This is a genomic window from Sinomonas soli (assembly GCF_054782415.1).
In genome coordinates this window covers 235001-256973 of the sequence record NZ_BAAGSN010000004.1, presented here as the reverse complement: position 1 = coordinate 256973, position 21973 = coordinate 235001, and the positions used below count along the sequence as shown (strand labels likewise).

Genomic DNA, 21973 nt, shown 5'->3' with positions numbered 1-21973 from the left:
TCACCGGAGCGCGGCGGCGACGATGGCTTCCAGCTCCGCCTCGGTGGCCAACGCTCCCGGGCGCACGACCTCGCCGTCGGCCAGGTAGCAGAACGCGGCCCTGATCTCCTCCACCGGTGTGTCCGTGAGGCGCGACCAGGCGAGGCGGTACACGGCCAGCTGGACGGACCGCGCCCTCGCCTCGGCACCCCTCGGCGCCCTCCCGGTCTTCCAGTCCACGAGGTCCCACCGGCCGTCCGCGTCGCGGAAGACGGCGTCGATGCGGCCGCGCACGACGACGGGGCCCACCTTGGTCTCGATCGGCACCTCGACGTGGGCCGGGCTCCGGTTCGCCCACTCGGTGCGCTTGAACGCCTCGACGAGCGTTCCGAGCTCGTAGGCCTCGTCGACGTACTCGTCCGAGCTGTCGAAGCCCTCGAGGTCCAGCATGGCGCTCGTGCCGAAGTGCTCCTCGACCCAGGCATGGAATGCCGTGCCGCGGCGCGCCGCCATCCCCGGACGGCGCGGAACGGGCCGGCGCAGCTGGCGCACCACCGCATCGCGGTCTTCGCCGAGCGCCACGAGTGTGGATGCCGAGACATGCTCGGGCAGGCGCACGCCCGAGGTCTCCTGGGCCCGCGCCTGCTCGGCGAGGAGCAGCTCGGCCTCGCGCGCCCACTCGGCCTGCCGGGGGGCAGCCGGGGGCGGGAGGCGAGGCCCCGCACCGGCGTCGTGGATCTCCTCGAGGACGCGGTGCGCCGCCGCTTCGACGGCCTCGCGGCGGCCGGGAGAGAGGCTGCGGCGCGCCCCAGTGGCGGCGTCGACGGGCCCCTCGAGCGGGTCGTAAGGCCACAGCGAGCGCTCGGCCTGGGCCTGGAGGGGGTTCTCCTCGGGCAGGTCCGCGTCCTCGGCCCACGCGACGACCTCGAAGCCGTGACCGTCCGCGCCCTCGCGCAGCTCCTCGAGGAACGGTGACGCCGCCATGGGCTTGGAGCGGGTGCTGCTCCAGGCGAACCCGGTGGCCACGAGCAGGGACCGGGCGCGGGTAAAGGCGACGTAGGCCAGCCTCCGGTCCTCGCGCTCGGCATGCTCGGTCGCATCCTCTGCGAGCTGCTTCTCGGCCTCAACCCAGCCCTTCTGGTGCGGCTGGTCGGTGTCCCAGGCGGGCAGGTCTGCCCGGTCGCCGCGCAGCGGCCACGGCAGGGCGGACTGCCCCACCGTCCACCGGTCGTTGCCGCCCGAGGGGAACATTCCGCGGTTGAGCCCGGTCACGGCGACCGCGTCCCACTCGAGCCCCTTGGAGGCGTGGACCGTGAGCAGCTGGACTGCGCCGGGAGAGGGCTCGCTGGGGGCCATGTCGAGCCCCGACTCCTCCCGGGCTGCGACTTCGAGCCAGGCGAGGAACGCGAGCACCCCGGGCTCGGACGACTGGGCGAGGAACGATGCCGCCGCCTCGGCGAAAGCATCGAGGTTGCGGCGGGCGCTGTGCACAGAGGAACCCGGCCTGGCGGCGAGCTCGATGTCCAGCAGGAGCGCGCGCTCGATGTGGGAGATGACGGTGCCGAGGTCGTCACCGGAGACGGTGCGCAGCATCCGCAGCTCGTCGCGCAGCCGCGTCAGGCGCGAGAGGGCCTCGGGGCTCAACTGCCGGCCAGCGCCGGAGGTCCAGCCGGGCCGGGGCAACCGGTCGACGGCCTCGACGAGGCTCGAGGCCTCGGCGAGGTCCCCCTCGACGAGGACCTCCTCCGCCGTGCCCGGGGCATCGAGGTCCTGCTCCTCGGGACGGGCGGCGGCGGCGCGGAGGGCCGCGAGGTGGCGGGACCAGTCGGCGAGCGCCATGAGGTCGGCTGGTCCGATCCGCCAGCGTGCCCCGGCGAGGAGCCGCATGAGGGCGTCGGATCGGCCCGGGTCCGCGATGACCCGCAGCGTCGAGACGATGTCGATGACTTCCGGGGTGTCGAGCAGGCCGCCGAGGCCGACGATCTCGAACGGCATCCCGCGGCGCTCGAACTCGCCGCGGAGGGCCGCGAACTGGGAACGCTTCCGGCACAGGACCGCCATGGTCGGGCCTGCGCCTGAAGCGGGCTCAGCCTGGGCGGCCCCAGCGCGTGCGAAGTCCTGCAGCTCGCCGGCGACGGCCCTCGCCTCGTCCAGTTCGTCGACGAAACGGCCGAGCCGGACGCGGCCGGGCCCTGCCCCAGGGCGGGGCTCGAGCGGCTGGACCTCGATGGCCGCGGCGCCGGCGAGGTATGCCGGGGGCGAGGCCAGCGGGGCGGCTGCCGTGTTGGCGGTCGCGAGGACCGTGGTCGAGTTGCGCCAGGCCGTGGTCAGGTGGCTGGTCCAGGCCGGGGCGAGGCCGGTTCCCTCCCGCCGCGGGAACACGCGCGGGAAGCTCTCGAGCTGTCCCGCCGAGGCGCCCCGGAAGCCGTAGATCGACTGGTTGGGGTCGCCGACGGCGGTGACCGAGTGGCCGTCGCCGAAGAGGGAGGAGAACAGTACGAGCTGCGCGTGGGACGTGTCCTGGAATTCGTCGAGGAGGACGGTGCGGTACTGGCTGCGGAGGAGCCTGCCGGCCTCGGGCACCGTGGCCGCGATGCGGGCGGCGAGGGCCACGAGATCGCCGTAGTCCAGGACGCCGCGCTCGCGCTTCGCGACGGCGTAGCGTTCAACGAGCCCCGCGACCATGGCGCGGGTGCGCAGCGTGGTCAGGAGCGCGGCAGCGCCGGCGGGCTGCCTGCCTCCCCGGCCGCCCGGAGGCAGCCCCTGGAGCCGGGCGGACTCCTCCTCGAGCCACGCGGCGACGTCGCCGGGCTCGCGCAGGTGCTCGGCGCAGTCGCCGGCCAGCTGCAGCACCGCGGCGATGAGGCTGCTCTTGGCGGGGAACCCGTCCCAGGTGCCGCCGTCGTACGCCTCGACCACGCGGGCGGCGAGCTGGAAGGACTGGGCGGGTCCGAGCAGCACGGCATCGCGCTCGACCCCCAGCCGGAGCCCGTGGTCCTGCACGACGGTATTGGCGAACGAGTGGTAGGTCGACACCGTCGGGTCGAGAGCCTGCTGGTCGGCCGCCCCGGGCGCGACCCCCTCGGCGCCGCGGCGCGCCAGCCTCGCGAGGCGGGCGAGCTGGGCCCGGATCCGCGCGGAGAGCTCTCCGGCCGCCTTCCGGGTGAAGGTCACCCCGAGGACCTCGTCGGGGCGGACCCACCCATTCGCGACGAGCCAGACCACGCGGTCGGCCATGGTCGCGGTCTTGCCCGACCCTGCCCCGGCCACGACGAGGCGCGGTGCGAGGGGCGAGGAGATGATCTCCGACTGCTGGGCCGTTGGGCGGTGCTGGCCCAGCAGGTCCGCGAGCTCCTCCGGGGTGAACCGTGGCTCGGGCAGCTCGACGGGGCTCTGCGCGTGCGTCATCTCGCTCATTCGGTCACCTGCCGTCCCCGGGCACACAGCGGGCAGACGTCGGGCAGCCGGCAGCCGCCGGTGAACCCTCCGCCGGGCTCGTGCCGGGCCTCGAAGTGGTCCCCGGCCATCACCTCCGCGGCGCGCTCGACCAGCTGGACGGCCCACGCGGCATCCTCGAGCGCCGCCTGCTGCTGGACGGTGAGCTTGACGGTGCCGTCCCCCAGCTGGACGAGCTCGGCCCCGCCGGGGACGGGCTCCCGCGCGAGGGCCGCATCAGCGCCGAACGCGCCGGCGGCCACGGCGACCTGGTAGGCGGCCAACTGGGCGTGCTGTTCGAGCTCCGCGGCCTTAGGCTTGCGGCGTCCCGTCTTGAGGTCGACGACGACCAGCCGGCCCGTCTCGTCGAGCTCGAGCCGGTCCACCTGGCCCCGCAGGACGGTGCGGGCCGCGATCTCGGCGGTGCCGACGTTCCCGAGGGGCGCCTCGAAGTCGACTTCGACGCCGAGGAGCTCACGCCCGTTCACCCGGACGTATTCGGCGAGCTTGCGGACCATCGCCTGCGCGCGCTCGAAGTCGAGCTCGCCCTCCCAGGTGTCGGCGAGGCCGAGGCTGGCCCAGCGCCGCTTCAGCTCAGCGAGGTAATCGGCCGACGTCCCGTCGGGAAGGTCCTGGGCGATCGCGTGCACGAGCGTCCCGAGGCTCCTGGCGAAGTCGGTAGCAGGTTCGCCCCCTGCCGCGGACACGAACCAGTCCAGGGGATTCTTCGTGGCGGTCTCGACCTTGGACGGGGAGACGTAGACGGTGCCGTCCTCAGGCACCACGGGGCCGCTGCTGCTCAGGGGCGCGAGCCCGTACCATTCGCCGGGGTGGGCGCCGGGGGCGCCGGCCGCGGCCAGTGCGGCGAGGAGCGCTGCCGCGTAGGACGCGTCCGCGTCGTCGGCCTCGACGGACTGCCGGAGCTCGGCGACCAGTGGCCTGAGTCCCAGGGTGCGGGGCACCTCGGTATAGGGGCGCACCGTGACGCCGTCGGGGAGCGGGTCGACGTAGTCCAGGAAGGGGGACGGGATCTCGTCCTCCGTGGATGCCGCGGTGCAGACGAGCCGCTCGGAGGCGCGCGAGATCGCGGCGGAGAAGGAGCGCAGCTCGTCGTAGCGGATGTCCTGGAGCCTCGAGCGCGTGGGCACGAGCAGGGCTGAGACGACCCCGAGGTCGAGGCAGTCCGCGAAGAGCGTGCTGCCCAGGAGCTCGCCCCGCAGGCGCGTGTTGGGCCAGACCCCGTCCTGCAGCCCCGCCACGAAGACCAGCCTCCATTCGCGCCCGGCCGCGCTCGCGGGGGTGAGCAGTTCGACGGCGTCCTCCGCCTGGGCGCGCGGCGCGAGGGTGTCCATGGGCAGCTCCTGCTCCGTCAGGTAGTCGAGGAACTGCGCGGGGGATGCTCCGGGGAGCCGGTCGACGTACCGCTCGGCCGTGTGGAACAGGGCCATGAGGGCATCGAGGTCCCGGTCCGCGCGCAGGCCGAGGGGGCCGCCCGAGACCGCCAGGCCGTACCACCTCTTGGAGAGGGCGGCCGAGTCCCAGAGCGCCCACAGGACGGTCTCGGCGGTCGCGGCGGGCTCCTCTGCTGCCGCCCGGCCCTTCGCGATCATGCGGGCGATCCGGCGTGCCGCGCTGGCCTCGACGCCCAGCGCATCGAGCGCACCCGGCACCTCGAGTGCCTCGACGAGGAGTGCGTCGCTCGCGCGTCCCCCGCCGGCGGCGAGCTCGACCTGACGGAGCGACTGGCGCAGGCGCCGCAGCTCGAGCGCGGTCGCGCCGCCGACGCGCGAGGTCAGCAGCTCGACCGCCGTCTGGGCGGTCAGCTCGTCGGGGCGCAGCGCGACGCGGAAGGCCGTGAGCAGCGGCCGCACCGCCGCTTCGTCGCGCACGGCAGTCTCGGCCACCGGGACCTTGACCGGGATCCCCTGGCCGGAGAGGAAGCGCTGGATCTGCTCGAGCCGGCCACCGGACCTGACGATCACGGCCATCTGCCCGTACTCGATTCCGCCGAGCAGGCGGGCGTCCTGGATCCGGTGGGCGAGGTAGCGCAGCTCGTGGAGGCCGGAGTGCAGGACATGCGCCTCGGCGGCGGGGGGCGCAGGCTCCTCCCGGCCGCCCGCGGACGGTGCCGGAACGAGCCTGCGGGCGGCCTGGCCGCCGGGCACGGCGGAGATCCGCTGGGCCACTCCATGCCACGCATCGGCGATTCCGGCCGGCAGCCTATGGGAGGCGCTCAGCGACAGTTCGGTGACCGGGTCGAGGAGGGCACGCAGGCTCGGCACGAGACCGGGCCTTGCTCCACGGAAGCCCTGCACCACGACGTCCGGGGCCGCCGTTGCAAGGAGGTCGCGGCCCTGGGCGAGGACGGCGAGGAGTTCGAGGACCGAGGGGCTGGACTCCTGGACGTCGTCGACGCAGATCAGCCCGAGCCGGGCCCGCTCCTGGGCGAGCAGCTCGGGGTCCTCGAGCAGGATCGTGCGGGCCGCGGTGATGATGCCCGCAGGGTCGAAGGCCTCCGGCATCCGCAGCTCGAGGACGTCGCGGTACTCCGTGTACAGCTGGGCGGCAGCGACCCACTCGGGGCGCCCGGCGCGCACGCCGAGCTCGGCGAGCTCGTCCGCCGTCGTCCCGTATTCGGTGACCCGGTCGAACAGCTCGCGGACCTCGTGGCGGAATCCCCGCGTGGGCAGTGCCGCCTCGAACCCCTCGGGCCACGACGGTCCGCGGCCCGAGGTCCGGTGTCCTTCGAGGAGCTCCTTGACGATGAGGTCCTGCTCCGCCCCGGACAGCAGCCGGGGCGGCCGGGTGAGCCAGTCGAGCCGGCCCTCGGCCCGCGCCCGACGGATGAGGTCGAAGGCGTAGGACTGCCACGTGCGGGCCGGCGGGGCGCTCAGGCTGCGGCCGAGGCGCGCGGTGAAGGCGTCGCGCAGCCGTGCCGAGGCTGCACGTGCGGGGGCCAGGAGGAGGACGCCCGCCGGGTCGAGGCCATCGCGCTCCACCCGGATCGCGGCCGCCTCCACGAGGACGCGGCTCTTGCCGGTGCCCGGGGCCCCCCACACGAGCACCGGACCGCTTCCGGGTCGCAGGGCGAGCACGGCCTCCTGGTCGGCCGAGGGCGAGAAGGGAACGGCGTCCGCGCGGCCCTTCGGGGCGAGGAGCGTCAGCTGCGGCGCCGATCCCGCCGATGTGGGCCGGGCAGCCGGGGATGCAGCCGAGGTGGCGATCGCTGTCATGGTTCCATTCCACCGTCAGGGTCCGACAGTTCTGGGGCGGCGGGACGGTGGAGACGTTGCTGGAGCGCGTCGGCGATCTCCTCGACCGCGTCGAGCTCGTCGTCCCTAGGCGCCCATCGTGCCCGGGCGATGTCGACCCGCCACGGGCCTCGGTGCGGGTCGCCCCTCAGGGGCGTGCCCTCGGCGAGGTAGTGCCGCAGCGCCCGCTGCTCGTGGGATTCGGGCGCAGCGCCGCTGGCCTTGAGGATCCGCCACCAGCCCACGTCGCCGCTGTAGCGCGCCATGACCGAGCCGACCTGCCGGGGACCGCCGGCGCCGAGGAGCTCGGCGACATCGCCGTAGGCAAGCACCGTTCCCGGCGGCACGAGTTCGACGACGGCCAGAACCGCCTCGACGAACTCCTCCCGCATGGTCCCACCCTAGCGGCCGGCGGGCGCCGGCTCCCGCTCCCCCGCCGACGGCGCCCGGCGTGCCTGCACGAGAAGTGTCGGACCCGCCGCATAGCGTGTTCCCATGACGTGGAGCACGCAGACCAGGGCAGCGTTCGATCTCGAGACGACCGGACGCAACTCACGTGCCGCGCGCATCGTCACCGCCAGCATCGTGGTGCTCGGACCGGATGGGAGCGTCGAGGCCGAGCACGAGTGGATCGCGGACCCGGGGGTCGAGATCCCGGCCGAGGCGGCCGAGGTGCACGGGGTCACGACGGAGAAGGCCCGCGCCGACGGCCGTCCCGCCCGGGAGGTCGTGGCAGAGGTCGCGACGACGCTGCAGGCGCTCTTCGACCGCGGCGTGCCGGTCGTCGCCTTCAACGCGGCGTACGACTTCACGGTCATGGCGGCCGAGTGCGCCCGCCATGGCCTCCCCCAGCTCACCCGGTTCCCGGTCCTGGACCCCTACGTCATCAACAAGCAGGTGGAGCGGTACCGCAAGGGCAAGCGAACCCTCGGGGCGCTCTGCGAGCAGTATGGAGTCATCCTCACCGACGCCCACAGCTCAGCAGCAGACGCCCTCGCCGCGGCCCAGCTGCTCGACGCCATGGCCGGGCGCTTCCCGGAGCTGGACCGCCCCGCCGCGCACCTCCACCGCAGCCAGGTGGACTGGTCCGCCGCCCAGGCCGCCGACTTCCAGGCCTACCTGCGCCGGACCAAGCCCGCCGCGGTGGTCGAGGGCGACTGGCCGGTGCTCACACCGCACGATGCCGGCCAGGCCGGCTTCTAGCGCCTCCTGAGAGGGAAGTCACAGCTCCCCCCGCGCCCCGGGGCAGAACTGCACCGCCGCGCGTAATTCACGCCGCACGCCAGCTGCGTCACCGCTGCGACCCCCGCTACCACGCCTAACCGAACATCGTTCGACCGAAGGCCGAATATTTCGGAGTGTGTTCTGGAACCGGGCCGGGGAGAGCCGTGGTTCATAATGGTATGCAGCCCAGACGCCCTCGACGTGCCGACCGCACGTGGATGCTGCGCGTCCTGCATTCACCTCAGAAAGCGAAGGCTCCATGAAGCTCAAGGCACCCAAGTGGCTTGCCGCCGCGCCCGTCGCGGCAGTCCTCGCCCTCTCGCTCGCCGCGTGCGGCGGCGGCGGGAACTCCGCCTCCGGCACGCCGTCGGACGCGCTCAAGGGCAGCGACCAGCAGTCGACGGACAAGTACACCACCGCCTCGGTCACCCCGCTGGACAAGATCGACAAGTCCAAGCTCGGGCTCATCACCCCCGGCACGATCAAGGTAGGCACGCTCTCCGACGCGCCGCCGAACATCTTCATCGACAAGAGCGGCAACTTCACCGGCTACGACAACGAGCTCCTCAGGGCCATGGCGGCCAAGCTGGGGCTGAAAGTCGAGTTCGTCTCCACGAAGTTCCAGAGCCTGCTGGCCCAGGTCAAGACGAAGCAGTTCGACATGGGCTCGTCCTCGATCTCGACCACCGATTCCCGCCGCCAGACGGTCGGGTTCACCAACGGGTACGACTTCGGCTACATGGCGATCGTCACGAAGGACGGCGCCAAGGTGAAGTCCTTCGACGACCTCAAGCAGGGCGTGCGCATCGGCGTGGTCCAGGGCACCGTGCAGGACGACTTCGTCACCAACACCCTCAAGCTCGACCCGGTCCGGTTCCCGGACTACAACACGGTCTACGCGAGCGTGAAGAGCGGCCAGGTCGACGCGTGGGTCGCGCCGTCCCAGCAGGCGGAGGGCCAGGTCAAGCCCGGCGACGGCACCACGATCGCACAGAAGAAGGTCAACACCCAGAACTTCACCGCATACGCCGTGGCGAAGGACAACCAGCCGCTCACCGACGCGCTCAACTCGGCCCTCGATGCCGTGGTCGCCGATGGCACGTGGTCCAAGCTCACGGCCCAGTGGTACCCGGACCGCAAGACGCTCAAGGACCAGACCCCCGAGGGCTGGAAGCCGGGCAGCAAGGCCGTCCAGGTCGGCGCGGCCAAGTAAACGCCACCTAGCGCGCAGACAGGAGCCACATGGATTACCTGGCCAATCTCGGCGACACCTTCTTCAACTGGACAGTCATCGGCGAGGTCCTGCCCTCGCTCTTCACTGTGGGCCTGCCGAACACGCTCGTGCTGGCCCTCTCGTCGGGGATCATCGGCACAGTTCTCGGGATGCTGCTCGCCCTGATGGGCATCGCCCGCAATCCGGTGGCGCGGTGGATCGCCCGGGTGTACACGGACGTGTTCCGTGGACTCCCGGCGATCCTCACCATCCTTGCGATCGGCCTCGGGTTCGGCCCGATCGTGCGCGAGCTCACGGGCATCACGAGCCCGTATCCCATGGGCGTCGCGGCGCTGTCGCTCATCTCCGCCGCCTACATCGGCGAGATCTTCCGCTCGGGCATCCAGAGCGTCGAGAAGGGCCAGCTCGAGGCGGCCCGGGCCCTCGGCTTCGCGTACGGGCCGTCGATGCGCCTCATCGTCGTCCCGCAGGGCGTCCGCCGGGTGCTGCCTGCCCTCGTGAACCAGTTCATCGCGCTCATCAAGGACTCCTCGCTCGTGTTCACCCTCGGGCTGCTCTCCTCCGAGCGCGAGCTGTTCCAGATCGGCCAGGACGAGGCGGCCCGCACGGGCAACCTCTCCGGCTACGTCGCGGCTGCGATCTTCTACCTCGTCATGACGATCCCGCTCACGCACCTGGTGAACTGGATCGATGCCCGCCTGCGCACGGGCCGGGCGAAGAACCGCGCCGAGCGCGCCGAACCGGACGAGGCCGCCGCCGTCGTCGGGAAGGGAGCCCAGGCATGAGCACGTTTTCCTCAGGATCCCTCGAGGCGAAGGGCATCCACCTCGCCTTCGGCAGCAACCGGGTGCTCCGCGGCATCGACCTCGACGTCCCTGCCGGGACCACGGCGTCGGTCATCGGCCCCTCCGGATCCGGCAAGTCGACCCTCCTCCGGGTCATGAACCGGCTCATCGAGCCGGACGCCGGGGACATCCTCCTCGACGGCCGCTCCGTCCTGAAGGACAACCCGGACGAGCTCCGCCGCCGCATCGGCATGGTCTTCCAGCAGTTCAACCTCTTCCCGCACAAGAGCGTCGGCGAGAACGTCGCCTTCGCCCTGCGGAAGCTCCGCGGGCTGCCGAAGGACCAGGCCCGCGAGGAGGCCCTGACGCAGCTCGACCTCGTCGGGCTCAGGCACAAGGCCGACGTGCGGCCGGCCACGCTCTCGGGCGGCCAGCAGCAGCGCGTCGCGATCGCCCGTGCGCTCGCGATGAAGCCCGAGGTCATGTTCTTCGACGAGGCGACCTCGGCCCTCGACCCGGAGCTCGTCAAGGGCATCCTCGCCCTCATGGCCGACCTCGCCCAGGGCGGGATGACCATGGTCGTGGTGACCCACGAGATGGGCTTCTCGCGCAACGTCTCGGACACCGTGATGTTCATGGACGGCGGTGTCGCGGTCGAGTCCGGCGCGCCGGAGAAGATCTTCGACGATCCGCAGACCGATCGGCTCAAGCGCTTCCTCAGCGACGTCCTCTGACGGCTGGGCGCAGCTGCAGCAGCACAACGCACGACGGCGGGGTCCCCACTCAGGCGGGGACCCCGCCGTCGTCCGTGGTGGCGGCAGCGTGCCAGGTGCGGCCGGGCCTAGAGCGGCAGGCCGCCGGCGCCCTTGAGGTCGCGCATCACGATGGTCGAGGTGAGCTTCGCGACCCCCGGCAGCGCGGCCAGATGCTCGTCGTAGAGCCGCTGGTACGCCGGGAGGTCCTCGGCGACGCACCGGAGGAGGAAGTCGGGGTCCCCGAAGAGGCGGTAGCCCTCGATGATCTGCGGTTCGGCGACCACGGCGTCCTCGAACGCCCGGATCGCCTCCCGCGAGGTCTCCCGCAGCGTCACGAACACCATGGCGCCGAATCCGAGCCCGACCTTGGCCGGATCCACCTCCGCGCGGTACCCGCGGATCACGCCGGACTGTTCAAGGTCCTTGAGGCGGCGATGGCACGGAGCGACCGTGAGGCCCACCTCGGCGGCGAGCGCCGTGGCGGTCATCCGCCCGTCTCGCTGGAGGGTGCGCAAGATACTTCTGTCGAGTGCATCGATCACCGTAAGAATCTATCCCGGATGCCGCTTCCGAGGCCACGAAGCGGTGAGCACTTCGCGCAGGGATCTCCGTAGTCTTGCGCCATGGACTTGAGCCCCCTCCTCGGCTTCGCCGGCATCTCCCTCACGCTGGCCCTCACGCCCGGCGCCGACTGGGCCTACACGATCGCGGCCGGCCTCCGCGCGCGCTCAGCGGTGCCCTCGGTCGCCGGGCTCTGCGCGGGCTACGTGGTGCACACGGCCCTCGTCGCGACCGGCCTCGGCGTGCTGCTCGCCGCACGGCCCGACCTGGTCGCCTGGCTCTCCGCGGCGGGCGCCGTCTACCTGCTGTGGCTCGGGGCAGCCACCGCGCGCGGGTGGCGCCGCGCCGGCTTCACCGCGGCCGCCGGGACGGTCCTGCCCTCCGGGGAGAGCCTCGAGGGGGCCGTGCAGCCGGGCCGGCCCGCACTCGACTTCCTCAAGGGGCTGGGGACGAGCGGGATCAACCCCAAGGCCCTGCTGCTGTTCGCGGCGATCATGCCGCAGTTCATCCGGACGGATTCGGCCCTGCCGGTGGTCGCGCAGACCACGGCGATGGGGCTGACCCACCTCGCGTTCACGGTGGTGGTCTACAGCCTCGTCGCCGTGGCCGCGCGGCGGCTCCTCGCCGCCAAGCCGCGCCGTGCCCAGGCCGTCACCCTCGTCAGCGGGGTGCTCATGCTCGGCATCGGCGGGGTCCTGCTGGCGGAGCAGGCTCTGGCACTCGTGGGCCCCGCGCTCGCCTAGCGCCGCGCGGGCGCCTACGCGCCGGGCAGGGCGGCCGCCGCTGCCTTGGCGGCGGCCGGGAGGGCGTCGCAGATGCGGTTCATCGCGGCGTCGTCATGGGCGGCGGAGAGGAACCACGCCTCGAAGACGCTCGGGGGCAGGTACACCCCGGAGTCCAGCATCGAGTGGAAGAACGGACCGTAGCGGAAGGCCTCCTGCGTCTGGGCGTCGGCGTAGTTGTGCACGCCCCGCTCGGACGTCCCGAAGGCGACCGAGAACAGGCTGCCCGCCCGCTGGATCGAGTGGTCCACCCCCTCGGCGGACAGGGCCGAGGCGACGGCCCCGGACAGCTCGGCCGAGCGGGCGTCCACGTGGGCGTAGACGGCGTCGGTGGCCAGGGAGAGCGTCGCCACGCCGGCGGCCATGGCCACCGGGTTCCCGGACAGGGTCCCGGCCTGGTAGACGGGACCGAGCGGGGCGAGGTACTCCATGATCTCGGCGCGGCCGCCGAGGGCCGCGACCGGCATGCCGCCGCCGATCACCTTGCCGAACGTGAAGAGGTCCGGCGCCCAGCCCTCGCGCTGACCCGTGAGGCCCCAGTAGCCGGCGGGCCCGACGCGGAACCCGGTGAGCACCTCGTCCACGATGAGCAGGGCGCCGTGCTCGGCAGTGATGCGGCGCAGGCCCTCGTTGAAGCCCTCCCCCGGCGCGACGACGCCCATGTTGGCCGGGGCGGACTCGGTGATGACGGCGGCGATCCGGGGCCCGTGCTCGGCGAACGCGGCCTCCACGGCGGCGAGGTCGTTGTACGGCAGGACGAGCGTCTCGGCTGCGGTCGCGGCGGTGACGCCGGCGGAGCCGGGAAGGGCGAGCGTGGCCAGGCCCGACCCGGCGGCGGCCAGCAGCGAGTCGACGTGGCCGTGGTAGCAGCCGGCGAACTTCACGATGAGGTCCCGGTGGGTGAAGCCACGGGCGAGGCGGATGGCGGTCATCGTCGCCTCGGTGCCGGTCGAGACCATGCGCAGGCGCTCGACCGCCGGGACACGCCCGATCACGAGCTCGGCGAGCGCGGCCTCGTCCGGCGTCGAGGCGCCGAAGGACAGGCCGCGGTCGACGGCGGCGTGCACCGCCGCGAGGACCTCGGGCACGGCGTGGCCGAGGAGCGCGGGACCCCACGAGCACACGAGGTCCACGTAGTCGCGCCCCTCGGCGTCGTGCACGTACGCGCCCTGGGCGGAGACCAGGAACCGGGGCGTGCCGCCCACCGAGCCGAACGCGCGCACGGGCGAGTTCACCCCTCCGGGCATGAGCGAGCGGGCGCGGGCGAAGAGGTCCTCGGAGGTGGTCATGCCCCTATTCTTCCATCCGCGGACCCCGTCCCGCCCGACGCCGGCCGCCCGCCGGGGTGGGGTGCGGCACCTAGGCGAGCATGTCGGCCACGAGGGGGGCCACCTTGGTGCCGTAGAGCTCGATGCTCTTCATCATGGCCGCGTGCGGGAGGGTGCCGTTGGAGTACTTCAGGTCGAAGCGCTCGGTGCCGAGGGCGCGGTGGGTGTCCGCGATCTTGCGGGCCACCGTCTCGGGAGAGCCGACGTAGAGCGCGCCGGGGCGGGAGGCCTGCGCATTGAACTCGGTGCGGCTCCCGGGGCCCCAGCCGCGCTCCTCGCCCAGCCGGTTGCGCATCGCGAGCCAGTGGGGGAAGAGCTCCTCGCGGGCCTGCTCGTCGGTGTCCGCGATGTGGCCCGGCGAATGGGTGGCGAGCATGGTGTACGGCTTGCCGAACTTCTCGAGGGATCGCTTGTAGAGCTCCACGTACGGGGCGAACCGTGCCGGCTCGCCGCCGATGATCGCGAAGCTCACGGGGTAGCCGTAGTGCGCGGCGCGCACCACGGACTGCGGGGTGCCGCCCACCCCGATCCACACGGGCAGGAGCCCCTCCTCGACGTGCGGGTAGGCCGTGAGCCCGTTGATGGGCCCGCGGTGGCGGCCCTCCCAGCGGACGGGCTTCTGCGAGCGGACGCGGTCGAAGAGCTCGAGCTTCTCCTCGAAGAGCGTCTCGTAGTCCTCGAGGTCGAACCCGAAGAGCGGGAAGGACTCGATGAAGGAGCCGCGGCCGAGGATCGCCTCGGCGCGGCCGGAGGAGACGGCGTCGAGCGTGGCGAAGCGCTGGAAGACGCGGACGGGGTCGTCGGAGGAGAGCACCGTGACGGCGGAGCCGAGGCGCACGTTCTCGGTCTTCGCCGCGATCGCGGAGAGGACCACCTCGGGCGCGGAGACTGCGAAGTCCTTGCGGTGGTGCTCCCCGACGTCGAAGGAGTGCAGGCCGACCTGGTCGGCGAGGACTCCCTCCTCGACGACCTCCCGGATCACCTGGGCCTCGGGCTTCGGGGCGCCGTCGGGCCCGAGGCCCACGTCGCCGAAGGTGTTCAGGCCGAGGAGGACGGGAGGCTTCTCACTGGTTCCATGCATATGCATTCAAACTCCCGGGGTGCCCCGTCCATTCCCGGCTCAGGAGTCCTTGAGCCAGCCGGCGATCTCGGGAGCCCAGTAGGTGAGCACCATGTTCGCGCCGGCGCGGCGGATGCCGAGGACGGACTCGAGGATCGAGGAGCGCCGGTCGATCCAGCCGTTGGCGGCGGCCGCCTCGATCATGGAGTACTCCCCCGAGATCTGGTACGCGGCCACGGGCACGGGGCTCATGGCCGCGACGTCGGCCAGGATGTCGAGGTAGCTCATGGCGGGCTTCACCATGAGCATGTCGGCGCCCTCCTCGAGGTCCAGTTCGACCTCGAGGAGCGCCTCGCGGCGGTTCGCGGCGTCCATCTGGTAGGTGCGGCGGTCGCCCTTGAGCTGGGAGTCCACGGCCTCGCGGAAGGGTCCGTAGAACGGGGAGGCGTACTTGGCAGCGTAGGCGAGGATCGCCACGTCCTGCCGGCCGGCGGCGTCGAGCGCCTGCCGGATCACGCCGACCTGGCCGTCCATCATGCCGGAGGGGCCGAGGACGTGGGCTCCGGCCTCGGCCTGGGCCACGGCCATGCGGCCGTAGATCTCGAGCGTCGCGTCGTTGTCCACCCGGCCCTCGGAGTCGAGGACGCCGCAGTGGCCGTGGTCGGTGAACTCGTCCAGGCACACGTCGCTCATCACCACGAGCGAGTCGCCCACCTCCTCGCGGACGGCGCGGATCCCGGCGTTGAGCACGCCGTCGGGGTCGAGGGACGCGGAGCCCTCGGCGTCGCGCTCCTCGGGCACGCCGAAGAGCATGATGCCGCCGAGGCCGAGCTCGGCCGCCTCGGCGGCGGCGCGCCGCAGCGAGTCCATGGTGTGCTGGACGACGCCGGGCATGGCCTGGATCGGCGACGGCTCGGAGAGGCCCTCGCGGACGAAGGCGGGGAGGATGAGCTCGGCGGGGTGCAGGCGCGTCTCCGCGACGAGCCGGCGCAGGGCCGGGGTCTGGCGCAGTCGGCGCGGGCGGTGGGTCGGGAAGCCCATGGTGTCTCCTTCGTGGGTCAGCGGAACAGCGAGCGCGCCACGGCCTCGGCGATCCCCTCCGGGGTGGGGGTCGCGGCGGTCGCGCCGACGGCGAGGCCGAGGGCGCGCAGTTCTGCGGCGGTCGGCTCGCCGATCGCGATGAGCTGGACCGCATCGAGCGGGCGCAGCGTCTCGTGGATCCTCCTGGCGGCGCTCGGTGAGGCGGCGACGACGGCGTCGATCCGGCCCGCGGCGAGCTCGCCGTTGGCTTCGTGGGGGGTGAGGACGACGCCGGGCGCCTCCTCGGCGGCCCCGCCGCCTTCGCTGGCGGCCGCCGCCAGCACCGCGATGAGGCGCCGGTCAGGATCGGCGGGATAGTCGACGGTCCGGTAGGCGGTGACGGTCTCCACCGGCCACCCCTGGGCTGCGACGCCCTCGGCGAGCGTGGGCGCGGCGAGGTTGCTCTGCGGAATGAGGACCCGCCCGGCGCCGGCCCCTGCACCGTCGCCGTGCCGGGGCCAGAGCTCCACGAGCCCCTCGGCGGACTGCTTCCCGGTGGGAGCGAGGTCCACGCGGAGCCCCTCGGCCTCGAGGACGCGGCGGGAGCTGGGCCCGATGGTCGCGACCCGCACCGTGCCCGGGACGAGCTGCGCGAGCGTGGTGCCGCGGGCGGCCGCGGCCTCCTTGAGCGCCCGCACCGTGGTGATGCTCGAGATGACGAGCCAGCCGTACTCCCCGGCCCCGAGCCCGTCGAGGGCCGAGGCGAGGGCGGCGGGATCGTCAGCGCGCTCGAAGTCGATGACGGGGAGCAGGAGCGGCTCGGCGCCGGCCCGGGCCAGCGCGCGCACCATGGCCCCGGCCCGGTCGGGGCTGCGGGTCAGCAGCACCCGGCGACCGGCGAGCGCCGGCCCGGCCGCTCCCTCCGGCGCCATCAGGCGCCCAGGCCCGCGAACTCCGCGGCGCCCTGCTCGAGCAGCTGTTCCGCGAGCTCGACGCCGAGCAGCGTCGCCCCAACCTCGGTGAGTCCGTCCGTGGCGCGGGCCAGCCGCAGGGACTTGGTGCCGTCCACCGCGCAGACGATCGCGTCGAGGTGCAGCATGCTGCCCTTGCGGCGCGCGAACGCACCGACCGGGGCCGCGCAGCCGGCCTCGAGACGGGCCAGGAGCGCGCGTTCCGCGGTCACGGCGAGGCGGGTGTCGGCGTCGTCGATCGCGGCGAGCGCCTGGGCGAGCACCCCTTCCGCGGTCGCGGCGCCCCCGTGGGCCGGGCGCTCGGGCGCATCCGTGGTCCGGCACTCGACCGCGAGGGCCCCTTGGCCGGGCGCGGGCAGCATGGTGTCGGGCTCGAAGTACTCCGTCACCACCTCCGTGCGGCCGAGCCGTGCGAGGCCGGCCGCGGCGAGGACGACCGCGTCGAGATCGCCCGGCGCGTCGGGCGCATTCCCGGGGAGGCCCGGGACGCGGCCGAGGCGCGTGTCCACGTTGCCGCGGATGTCGAGGACCTCGAGATCCGGGCGCAGCGCGCGCAGCTGGGCGGCGCGGCGCGGCGACCCGGTACCGACCTTCGACCCGGCCGGGAGCCGGTCGAGCGTGAGGCCGTCGCGCGCGCACAGCACGTCGCGTGCATCGGCGCGGACGGGGATCGCCGCGACGGAGAGCCCGGGCTCGCCCGTGGTCGGGAGGTCCTTGAGCGAGTGGATGGCGACGTCGCAGCGCTCGCCGAGGAGCGCCTCGCGCAGGGCCGTCACGAACACGCCCGTCCCGCCGAGCGAGGCGAGCGAGCCCGTCTTGACGTCGCCCTCGGTGCGGATGCGCACGAGCTCTGTGGAGAAGCCGCCCACCGCAGCGAGCAGGTCCGCGGTCTGCTGCGACTGGGTCAGGGCCAGCGCGCTCCCGCGGGTTCCGATGCGGACCGGCATGTCAGATTCCCGCGCCCTCTTCGGCGATGACCGGCTTGTCCGCGCGGAAGTTCGCGCAGCAGCCGGGCCGGCATACGTCGTACCAGGGTCCGAGGTCGCTCACATGCGGACGGTCTGCCACGGTGCCCTGGGCCATCCGCTCGCGGAGGAGTTCCACGAGCCCGGCCACGAAGTCCCGGTGCACGCCCGGGGTCGGGACGCGGACGGCCTCGATGCCGAGCTCGGTGCAGGTCTCGAGCGCCTCGGTGTCGAGGTCCCAGGCGACCTCCATGTGGTCGCTCACGAACCCGAGGGGGACGATCACGATGCCCTTGGCCGCGGGGGCGCCGTCCTGGCCCGCGGCGATCGCGTTGATGTGGTCGTTGATGTCCGGCTCGAGCCACGGGATGTGCGGCGCGCCGGAGCGGGACTGGTAGACGAGGTCCCACTTCACGTCCGGGGCACCGACGGCAGCCATGACCGCCCGGGCGTTGGCGAGGTGCTGGGCCACGTAGGCCGAGCCCCCCTCGAACGTGCGCGGCTCGCCCTCGGACCGGCCGGCTGCCTCGGCGTCGCGGGTCGGGATGGAGTGCGTGGAGAACAGCACGCGGATCTCGCCGTCGCGCGAGCCGTCTGCGGCGCCGAGGGCCTCGCGCACCTGCTGGAGCCCGGCCGCCGTGCCCTCGACGAACGGAGCCACGAAGCCGGGGTGGTCGAAGTACTGGCGGATCTTGTCGACCCGGAGGCGGCCGGCGAGGCCGGTCTCCGTCAGCGCCACGCCGATGTCCTCGCGGTACTGCCGGCAGCTCGAGTAGCACGAGTAGACGCTCGTGGTGAGCATGAGGACCTTGCGGTGCCCGGCGTCGTAGATCTCCTGGAGCGTCTGCGGGATGTACGGGTCCCAGTTGCGGTTGCCCCAGTACACCGGCACGTCGATCCCCTGGGCGGCCAGCTCGGCCTCGAGCGCCGCCTTGAGCTCGCGGTTCTGGGCGTTGATCGGGCTGATGCCGCCGAAGGCGCGGTAGTGGTGGCTGACCTCCTCGAGGCGCTCGTCCGGGATGCCGCGCCCGCGCGTGACGTTGCGCAGGAACGGGATGACGTCGTCCTGGCCCTCGGGGCCGCCGAAGGAGGCCAGCAGGATGGCGTCGTACTCGGCGGGGACGGCCCGGCCGGCCTCGGTGACGGGGTTGACTGCGGTGCTGGCTACGAGCGGTGCGGCGGCGCCGTCGACCGCGATCTCGAGCGCCGCGGCGGGCTCGGTGCTCACGCGAGCACCTCCGCGATCTCGGCCGCGGAGATGCGGCGGCCCGTGTAGAACGGCACCTCTTCGCGGACGTGGTTGCGGGCGTCGGTGTAGCGCAGGTGGCGCATCATGTCGACGAGGTCCACGAGCTCGGGGGCCTCGAGGGCGAGCAGCCACTCCCAGTCGCCGAGCGCGAAGGCGGAGACGGTGTTGGACAGGACCTGCGGGAAGTCGCGGCCGAGCATGCCGTGGTCGCGGAGCATGCGGGCACGCTCGTCGGCGGGGAGCAGGTACCACTCGTAGGAGCGGACGAACGGGTACACGGTCAGCCACGTGCTCGGCTCGACCCCGCGGGAGAACGCGGGGGTGTGCCCCTTGGCGAACTCGGCCTCGCGGTGCACGCCCATCGCGGACCACGCGATCTCGGTGCCGTCGAAGAGCTCGCTGCGGCGGATGTCGCGGACACCCTGCTGGAGCGCCTCGGGCTGGGGGCCATGGAGCCACACCATGATGTCGGCGTCGGCGCGCATCGCGGAGACGTCGTAGGTGCCGCGGACGGTCACGCCGGCGGACGCGAGGCGTGCCACGAGCGACTCGAACTCGGTCACGGCGCTTCCGGCGGGGGCGCCAGCGCCCGGGACGCGGCGGAACACGGTCCAGAGGGTGAAGAACTGCTGCTCTGCAGCGTCACCCTCGCCGGCGGCTTTGGTGACAGATTCGACGGATGTGTGGCTCATGGTGACCAGTGTGCTCCTTCGGGCGGACCAAATCGAATTCAGATGTTCTACAGGGTGTAGAAGTGATGAAAGTCACACGGACGGGCGTTGTTCCGGATCAGTGGACTCCACGGCGGCGGCGATCGCGATGGCCTGGGCCCGCGCGTCGGGGACCACCGCGGCGAGGCCGTTCCCGGCGGCCCATCCCCCCACCACCGCAAGCCCGGGCTGGGCGGCGACGAGGCTCCGGATGGCCGCCACCCGGTCGCGGTGGCCCACGGTGGCGAACGGGAGCGCGCCCTCCCACCGCACCACGTCCCAGCCGAGGACGTCGTCCGGGGAGATCGCCACGCCCAGGAGCGCCGACGCGTCCTGCACGGCCGCGGCGAACAGCTCGTCGTCGGTCTCGGGATCGGCCCCCGCCTCGGCCATCCGCGCAGGCGGGTCCCCGGCGCGGCCGTAGGAAAGGCGCACCACGTGCGTCCCCTCCCCCGCCCGCGCCGACAGCCAGTCCCACTTGGCGGTCGCGTGGGTCAGGGCCTTGGCCCCGATGCCCGGCACCTGCGGCGCCACGAGCACCCCGGTGCCGCGCGGCCGCGCGTCGAGCGCGGGGCAGTCGAGGACGAGCGTGACGAGCTTGACCTCGGGCCCGGGCACTGGCTCGTGCCCCGCGAGGGCCGGGACGACGTCGGAGAGGAGCTCGACGGCCGCCGGGCCACCGAGCGCGACCACCACCACGTCCGCCTCGTAGAGCTGCTCGGGACGTGCGGGCACGTCCTCCGGGCCCTCGGCCGCCGGGGCGACAGCGCCCACGCGCCACCGCGGCGCGCCGTCGTCGCCCGCGGAGCGCTCCAGCCGGTCCACGCGCTGGCCGAGGACGAGGCGGACACCGTCGGCCTCGAGCCTCTGCATGAGTGCCTGGACCACCCGGTGGAGGCCTCCGCTGACCCCCGCGACCGCGGAGCCGGCCTTCTGCCCGCGGGATGCTCCGCGCTGGGCCGCGACCGCGGCGGCCAAGGAACCCTTCTCGGCCATGAGGCGGCGGAGGCCCGGGGCGACCATGTCGGCGTCGAGCATCGCCGGGTCCGCGGAGTGGACGCCGCCCACCACGGGGGCCACGAGCCGGTCGAGGACGCGACGGCCCATCCTGGCCCGCACGAGGTCGGCCACGCTCACCTGCCGGGCCTGCCCGCCTACAGGCAGCCAGCGGTCCAGCGAGGCGCGCACGGATCCCGGAAGCCCCAGCGCCCGGCGGACCTCCGGGTCCCAGGGGTTCGCGGGGATGCCGAGGACACCGGTCTTGGGCAGTTCGCTCGGACCGTCCGGCAGCAGGACCCACGCGCCGGCGGGGTGCGGCGGCACGATGTCGTCGCCGAGCCCGATCTCCTGGACGAGGGTGCGGACGGCGTCGGTGCGCGTGGCGAAGGACTCCGCCCCGCTGTCCAGCGTCAGGCCGGCCACCTCGTGCGCCCCGATGCAGCCTCCCCAGCGGCCGCTCGCCTCGAGCACGGTCACCTCGAGGCCCGCGCGCCGCAGCTCGAGCGCGGCCACGAGGCCGGAGATGCCGCCCCCGGCCACGAGGGCCCGGGGCGAGGAGGTGGTGCCGCCGCCGGGACCGCCGCTGCCGGACATCAGTAGGTGATCGAGTGGACGAGCTCGACCACGCGGGTCAGGACGTCGGGGTCCGTCTCCGGGGGGACGCCGTGGCCGAGGTTGACCACGTGGCCGGGGGCCGAGGCCCCTCCCTTCACGACCTCGCGCACGTGTGCCTCGAGGGTGTTCCACGGCGCGGCCAGCAGCGCGGGGTCGATGTTGCCCTGGAGCACCACGCGGCCGCCGAGCCGGCGGTTGGCCTCGTGCAGCGGCAGCCGGTAGTCGACGCCGACCACGTCGACGCCCACCTCGTACATCGCGCCGAGCAGCTCGGAAGTGCCGGTGCCGAAGTGGACGAGGGGCGCACCGAGGTCGCGCACCTGGTCGAGCGCCTGGGAGGAGTACGGCGCGACGAAGCGGCGGTAGTCCTCGAGTCCGAGCGAGCCCGCCCAGGAGTCGAACAGCTGCCCCGCCGAGGCGCCGGCCTCGATCTGGGCCCGCAGGAAGCGTCCGGAGGCGTCCGCGGTCCACGCCATGAGCGCGGCCCACGTTCCTGGATCCCCGTGCATCATGGTGCGGGGCCCGAGGTGGTCCCGCGACGGGCGCCCCTCGACCATGTAGGCAGCGACGGTGAAGGGTGCACCCGCGAAGCCGATCAGCGGCGTGGTGCCGAGCTCGTCCACGGTGAGGCGGACGGCCTCGCGGATCGGCTCGAGCGCCGCGTCGGTGAGCCGCGGGAGGGCGGCCACGTCCGCCTCGGTGCGGACGGGGTGTGCGAGGACGGGCCCCACGCCGGGAACGATGTCCACGTCCACGCCGGCGAGCTTGAGGGGGATGACGATGTCCGAGAAGAAGATCCCGGCGTCGACGTCGTGCCGGCGCACGGGCTGGAGCGTGATCTCGGCAGCGAGCTCGGGCCGCAGGCAGGACTCGAGCATGCCCACGCCCTCGCGGGCCTTGCGGTACTCGGGCAGCGAGCGGCCGGCCTGGCGCATGAACCAGACGGGCTTCCGGCTCGGCCGGCCCCCGCGGTATGCCGTGATGAGCGGCGACTGCGCCGTCCGTCCGTCCTTGAGCGGGTGGTCTGGGCTGAGTGTCATGGGCCGATTC

Annotated in this window: 18 protein-coding genes; 5 read left to right on the top strand and 13 right to left on the bottom strand. The window is 73.3% G+C overall.

Annotated features, from left to right (window positions below; translation table 11 throughout):
• From ACYVKZ_RS04550 to ACYVKZ_RS04540, 3 genes are read right to left on the bottom strand one after another with little or no spacing between them, the layout of a single operon-like run.
• Positions 1-3396 (bottom strand): ATP-dependent helicase, encoded by a 3396-nt coding sequence (locus ACYVKZ_RS04550; protein WP_460990858.1) that lies wholly within the window; start codon positions 3394-3396, stop codon positions 1-3.
• Entirely contained in the window at positions 3393-6647 is a 3255-nt protein-coding gene (locus ACYVKZ_RS04545) for an ATP-dependent helicase (protein ID WP_460990856.1), read from the bottom strand. The genes ACYVKZ_RS04550 and ACYVKZ_RS04545 overlap by 4 nt, the downstream gene beginning before the upstream one ends.
• Positions 6644-7057, bottom strand: a complete 414-nt coding sequence (locus ACYVKZ_RS04540; protein ID WP_460990854.1) for an MGMT family protein — start codon at positions 7055-7057, stop codon at positions 6644-6646. Before ACYVKZ_RS04540 ends, ACYVKZ_RS04545 begins: the two co-directional genes overlap by 4 nt.
• A gap of 103 nt (positions 7058-7160) precedes the next feature.
• Here ACYVKZ_RS04540 and ACYVKZ_RS04535 point away from each other — a divergent pair, with 103 nt between their 5' ends.
• The 4 genes from ACYVKZ_RS04535 to ACYVKZ_RS04520 all read left to right on the top strand — a co-directional run bounded on the left by ACYVKZ_RS04535 (position 7161) and on the right by ACYVKZ_RS04520 (position 10642).
• Positions 7161-7868 (top strand): exonuclease domain-containing protein, encoded by a 708-nt coding sequence (locus tag ACYVKZ_RS04535; protein WP_460990852.1) that lies wholly within the window; start codon positions 7161-7163, stop codon positions 7866-7868.
• A 280-nt stretch (positions 7869-8148) separates the two neighbouring features.
• Positions 8149-9102, top strand: coding sequence for a substrate-binding periplasmic protein (locus tag ACYVKZ_RS04530; protein ID WP_460990851.1), 954 nt, complete (start codon positions 8149-8151; stop codon positions 9100-9102).
• Between the two features lie 29 nt (positions 9103-9131).
• On the top strand, positions 9132-9908 hold the full coding sequence (locus tag ACYVKZ_RS04525) for an amino acid ABC transporter permease (RefSeq protein WP_460990849.1): 777 nt from the start codon (positions 9132-9134) through the stop codon (positions 9906-9908).
• Positions 9905-10642: an amino acid ABC transporter ATP-binding protein gene (locus ACYVKZ_RS04520; protein WP_460990847.1), complete on the top strand. Its 738-nt coding sequence runs from the start codon at positions 9905-9907 to the stop codon at positions 10640-10642. The genes ACYVKZ_RS04525 and ACYVKZ_RS04520 overlap by 4 nt, the downstream gene beginning before the upstream one ends.
• Positions 10643-10749: 107 nt before the next feature.
• On the opposite strand, the gene ACYVKZ_RS04515 is transcribed toward ACYVKZ_RS04520, so the two are convergent.
• On the bottom strand, positions 10750-11205 hold the full coding sequence (locus ACYVKZ_RS04515) for an Lrp/AsnC family transcriptional regulator (RefSeq protein WP_307003995.1): 456 nt from the start codon (positions 11203-11205) through the stop codon (positions 10750-10752).
• 81 nt (positions 11206-11286) lie between these two features.
• Between ACYVKZ_RS04515 and ACYVKZ_RS04510 the strand changes: the two genes are divergently transcribed.
• Complete coding sequence (locus tag ACYVKZ_RS04510; protein ID WP_460990844.1) at positions 11287-11967, top strand: LysE family translocator; 681 nt, start codon at positions 11287-11289, stop codon at positions 11965-11967.
• A 14-nt stretch (positions 11968-11981) separates the two neighbouring features.
• Here the strand turns inward: ACYVKZ_RS04510 and hemL are convergent, their stop codons facing one another.
• The 9 genes from hemL to hemE all read right to left on the bottom strand — a co-directional run bounded on the left by hemL (position 11982) and on the right by hemE (position 21963).
• Positions 11982-13295, bottom strand: coding sequence for a glutamate-1-semialdehyde 2,1-aminomutase (hemL, locus tag ACYVKZ_RS04505; protein ID WP_460990842.1), 1314 nt, complete (start codon positions 13293-13295; stop codon positions 11982-11984).
• Positions 13296-13365: 70 nt separating this feature from the next.
• Positions 13366-14415 carry an LLM class flavin-dependent oxidoreductase gene (locus ACYVKZ_RS04500; protein ID WP_460990840.1) on the bottom strand — a complete coding sequence of 350 codons (1050 nt, stop codon included), beginning with the start codon at positions 14413-14415 and terminating at the stop codon, positions 13366-13368.
• A gap of 39 nt (positions 14416-14454) precedes the next feature.
• Complete coding sequence (gene hemB, locus ACYVKZ_RS04495; RefSeq protein WP_307004003.1) at positions 14455-15435, bottom strand: porphobilinogen synthase; 981 nt, start codon at positions 15433-15435, stop codon at positions 14455-14457.
• Between the two features lie 17 nt (positions 15436-15452).
• The gene (locus ACYVKZ_RS04490) at positions 15453-16346 is read right to left on the bottom strand and encodes a uroporphyrinogen-III synthase (protein ID WP_460990838.1); all 894 of its coding nucleotides are present in this window, start codon (positions 16344-16346) and stop codon (positions 15453-15455) included.
• On the bottom strand, positions 16346-17332 hold the full coding sequence (gene hemC / locus ACYVKZ_RS04485) for a hydroxymethylbilane synthase (protein WP_460990836.1): 987 nt from the start codon (positions 17330-17332) through the stop codon (positions 16346-16348). Before hemC ends, ACYVKZ_RS04490 begins: the two co-directional genes overlap by 1 nt.
• 1 nt (position 17333) lies before the next feature.
• The gene (locus tag ACYVKZ_RS04480; protein ID WP_460990967.1) at positions 17334-18548 is read right to left on the bottom strand and encodes a ferrochelatase; all 1215 of its coding nucleotides are present in this window, start codon (positions 18546-18548) and stop codon (positions 17334-17336) included.
• 26 nt (positions 18549-18574) lie between these two features.
• Positions 18575-19291, bottom strand: a complete 717-nt coding sequence (gene hemQ / locus ACYVKZ_RS04475; RefSeq protein WP_460990834.1) for a hydrogen peroxide-dependent heme synthase — start codon at positions 19289-19291, stop codon at positions 18575-18577.
• A 72-nt stretch (positions 19292-19363) separates the two neighbouring features.
• The gene (gene hemG, locus ACYVKZ_RS04470) at positions 19364-20902 is read right to left on the bottom strand and encodes a protoporphyrinogen oxidase (protein ID WP_460990832.1); all 1539 of its coding nucleotides are present in this window, start codon (positions 20900-20902) and stop codon (positions 19364-19366) included.
• On the bottom strand, positions 20902-21963 hold the full coding sequence (gene hemE, locus ACYVKZ_RS04465) for a uroporphyrinogen decarboxylase (protein WP_307004012.1): 1062 nt from the start codon (positions 21961-21963) through the stop codon (positions 20902-20904). The genes hemG and hemE overlap by 1 nt, the downstream gene beginning before the upstream one ends.
• Positions 21964-21973: the final 10 nt, after the last annotated feature.